The sequence below is a fragment of the Candidatus Paceibacterota bacterium genome, from assembly GCA_041661305.1.
GTDB lineage: Bacteria > Patescibacteriota > Minisyncoccia > Phycocordibacterales > VMEP01 > VMEP01.
Map to the genome: position 1 here is coordinate 1 of JBAZUR010000010.1, position 3085 is coordinate 3085.

Below are 3085 nucleotides of genomic sequence, written 5' to 3' on the forward strand. Positions count from 1 at the left end.
TATCCTTGAATATCTCGGAGAAAGAAAAACTATTATTGAATTTGCTGAACAATACAACCTTTCTTATCATACTTTTCGTGCAAGAATTCTTAATGGTTGGTCTACTGAAAGAGCTATCAATCAGCCGTTGATGAAAAATCAGTTTATTTAATTGATACTTGACATTATTCATTTTTTAGTATATACTATATTTATGACTTATTTACTCTCATTTTTAGTTAGGTCGGTCTGTGGTGTCTTTGCCTCACTGGAAAGATTGTTTGATGGGGCTGTTTGAAGTTCCTCTGGCACTATTCCCTTCTCTAAACTTTGCTTTATTTCTAACCGTTTTGAATCGGTAAGCGAATCAAGATACTTTACTAACCGCAATTTGAAAGCGGGGCTTTGATATATCTTTTTTACTAAGAGTGCGATTGCACCACCTATCGGAGTAAATCCTGAACCAGTCAAAAACACAATCAGGTCGCTTGCTGATATTGTTGCTCTTGTTAGTCCTCTGGTTGACCTTTCTGCGATTGCTTCGCTAATAGAACGAGCCGTCATTACATTATTGTTCATCGGTTTAATATCTACGCCTGTTTCTTTTTTTACTCTCGTTTCAACGAATGACCGTAATTCTTTTCTGATATTTACCAATCCTTCTTTAACGACACCTTCCTTTACATCCCCCGTCATTTTGTAAAGCGAAAAATGTTCATCCATCAACTCTTTTGCTCTTTGAACGTCATTAAGTGTTAATTTTTTCTTTCTTAAAAGTGTATCAACTTCTGCTTCCACTTCGGTAAGTCCTATTTTATCCGCTACTTGTTTTTTAATTTCTCCGAGAGCTTCTTGATAAGCCGGAATTTGATTTTTGTCATAAATCTTTGTTACTTTTCCAATTTCACTTCTGACTTGTTCATAATTTGCTTTATAAAAATCGTCAAGATTTTTTGATGTTTCTTCCACTGTGCTTCCGATAAGATTTTTATTAGCGATAAATTCCCCAACATCATTTCCTGTTGATAGCGAGATGTTTTTAACATCACCTTGCGTTAAGTCTAACGCTTTTGTTACTTCAGTGTTTACAAATCTTTCAGTTGTCGGAAGAATATCTTTTTTGATATTTTTAACAAGTCCGCCAGTACCTCCTTCGGGCGGTATTTTTGGAACATCTGTTTTTAGTTTATTTACAATTTTGTTTGTAACATTTTTCGCATATGCACCACTTTCCAAGACACCCTGCACGTCCATTCCGAGCCGTGCCAAGTTGGCTACACCGTCAATCGTGTCTTTAAATTCTGTGTCCGTATCATATAAATTCGTTACCTCTTGAAGTGTTTTGCTTTCTCCAAGAATATCTCCAAGGTGTTTTACTGGCGATAATTCTGATGTAGCAACCCAGTTCATTCCTTCACCAACCTTTTCAATTACTGGTTTTACTCCGGGGATTTGTTCAACACCTTTTTCTATGATATTTGCAACACCCCCAGCACCCTGACCGAGAACTTGCACTCCTTTTGTGGCAACGTCTATAACACTTTGTACTGGATTTTTTGTGATACTAGCGACTGGACGTGATAAAATCGTTCCAACCTTATCGGCTCTTTGAGCATAATCCTGTGCAATATTCTCCGTAAAGGACGGAGTTTTCACAACAAGATTCGGATTTTCTCCCTTGCTTGAAAGAAAGGTTTTTATCTGTTCGTCAGAATAACCTTGTTTTCTTGCCTGTTCTATTTTCTTTTGAATATCTTGTACCATAATTTTATTTGAAAATATCTTCCAAGGTTTGTTTTTTGTTGAATAAATCTATTTTTTCTGGTGTATATTGTATTCCCTCTGATTGCAAAGTTCCTTTTATTTGCAACTGCATAAAATTGCTTAAATTGTTTAGTTTAATGGCAACATTTTTGTCAGTATCATTCTTGTTCGGAGTCATATTTTCAACCTGTTTAGTCTGTTGTTCTGTCAGTGCCGCACCAGAAGCCCATTGTTGAATTTTCAAATTTATTCCATTTATATATCCGATATTTTCCGTTCCTTTTTGTTGTCGGAGTGCGTTTCGGAAAGGAATAAAGTCAACAAAAACATTTGCCGGACTTATTCCGGGGAAATTTCCACCTTCACTTGCTGTTGCCATTTCTTCGGCGGCGTTTAATACTCCAAGTATCGTACCAATCTGTGTTTTTGTCGTCTGTCCTATTTTGTTTGTCGCAAGAAGTGATGAAATATCACCAGTAATACCCTCTGTAATTACACTGGACGGATGTAACTCTGCTTCGGATTTCAACTTTGAGTAATACATATCTTGCTTCATTTTTGCAAGGTTTGTTTTTGCCGTTTCAATATCAATGTTTAATCTTGGGTCTTGTAAGGAAGTACCCGCCATTTCAATCGCTTCGTCAATAGTTTTTGCATTATTAAGACGAGATACATCTCCACCGTAAGAAGCAATCGTCATTTTAATATTCTGTATTCCTTTTTCTTCCTCTTTCTTATCGTCCAACTGTCTCTGTTGCTCTTGTAAAATGCGGTTGCGTTCGTTTATGGCTAAATTAAGAGTTTTATCTGCTTTTACTTCGCCCGATTGAATTTTTTGCTGTAAATAATCCAACTGCATTTTTTGATTTGCTAGTGTTGTTGCTCTATCTGCATATTTATCGTCTACGGCGGTATTTACTTGGTCAATAGCCCCCTGCAAGTCGTTGGAGGTTGCTAAATGCTCAGCTACGGCGAAACGTGTACGAACAGCTAAATCTCGTTCTTGGTCTGAAACGGTACTGGCTATTCCGCCACGAGTAACAATATCGCCTCTGCTACCAGCTTCACGAGCCAACCTTGATTCTAAAGTATCTCGTTCCGCAGAAAGCATTTGAAGTTTTTTTACTGTTGCGTTATTTGCCTCTTGTTTCGCCTGAAAATCAGCCGATTGCATAGCTGTTGCCCTATCCTCTGCCCTACTCCCAGATTGTTCGAGCATTGACTTCATCAAGGCATCGACTGAATTTTTATCAGCTTCCTGTTTTGGGTCTGTTGCGTAAAGTCCTTTCGCTTGTTCTATAAAAGAAGTTAAATCGGGTGTAGATAAAGACGGTGTGGTTAC

2 protein-coding genes are annotated in these 3085 nt (G+C 37.5%); both read right to left on the reverse strand.

What is annotated here, in order from left to right; translation table 11 throughout:
• Window positions 1–198 precede the first annotated feature (198 nt).
• Window positions 199–1743, reverse strand: coding sequence for a hypothetical protein (locus WC724_03840; GenBank protein ID MFA6078116.1), 1545 nt, complete (start codon window positions 1741–1743; stop codon window positions 199–201).
• Between the two features lie 4 nt (window positions 1744–1747).
• The coding region (locus WC724_03845; protein MFA6078117.1) for a hypothetical protein at window positions 1748–3085 on the reverse strand (1338 nt) is incomplete at its 5' end.